General features: G+C 44.0%; 1 protein-coding gene. It reads left to right on the top strand.

Features of this window, described 5'->3' with window-relative positions; translation table 11 throughout:
* The first annotated feature begins 27 nt into the window (after positions 1-27).
* Positions 28-780, top strand: coding sequence for an IS5 family transposase (locus JMX07_RS13525; RefSeq protein ID WP_201608437.1), 753 nt, complete (start codon positions 28-30; stop codon positions 778-780).
* The last annotated feature ends 17 nt before the right edge of the window (positions 781-797 follow it).

Raw genomic sequence — 797 nt, 5'->3', positions numbered from 1 at the left:
TCTCACACAAAAAAGATATCGTTCGCTATGCCTCGCACCATGCTCAAAGATGAACACTGGACAAGACTAAGACCCATATTACTAGAACTTAATATCTATGACAAAGGAAATCTTAGACAAACGGTTGAAGGCGTGCTTTATCGCATGCGTGTTGGCTGTCCTTGGCGCGACTTACCCGAGTATTTTGGCAAGCCTAATACCATCTATAAAGCTTACCAGCGCTGGTTTCGCAGTAATAAGCTGATTGCATTATTTACGTTACTGATCAAAGACGCAGACCTTGAGTGGGTCTTTATCGATGGCACTCATATTAAAGCGCATCAGCACAGCAGTAGTGGCAATGAGAACCTACAATCCATTGGCAAAAGTGTGGCAGGCCGCGCGACCAAGATTCACTTAGCAGTTGATGCGCATGGCAATCCGATTACCTTTATCTTGTCAGATGGCACAACCCACGATGTTAAAGTCGCACCTGATTTAGTAGACAAGGTTGACTTGAGTGATACAGAGGTTTTATGTGCCGATAAAGGCTACGATTCTGATGCACTACGAGCCCATATTGAACAAGCAGGGACGCAGGATAACATCCCTCGAAAACGAAACACTCAGTCTTCTAACGACCATATGGACTGGGACTTATATAAAGCCAGGCATCTAGTAGAAAACGCTTTCGCTAAGCTAAAACAGTATAGGGCGGTTGCCACTAGATTTGATAAGCTCAAGCAGAGTTATGAAAATACGGTCGCTCTTGCTTGTGCTTATATCTGGCTCAAATTATGAATGTTCAACACGCCCTA

Source organism: Psychrobacter immobilis (assembly GCF_904846235.1).
GTDB lineage: Bacteria > Pseudomonadota > Gammaproteobacteria > Pseudomonadales > Moraxellaceae > Psychrobacter > Psychrobacter immobilis_C.
The sequence above is the reverse complement of the archived record's forward strand: the minus strand, read 5'-3'. Positions and strand labels throughout refer to the sequence as shown.

Excerpts from the sequence above, each read along its gene's own strand:
- JMX07_RS13525 (WP_201608437.1), top strand. The coding sequence starts at position 28 with ATGCCTCGCACCATGCTCAAAGATGAACACTGGACAAGACTAAGACCC.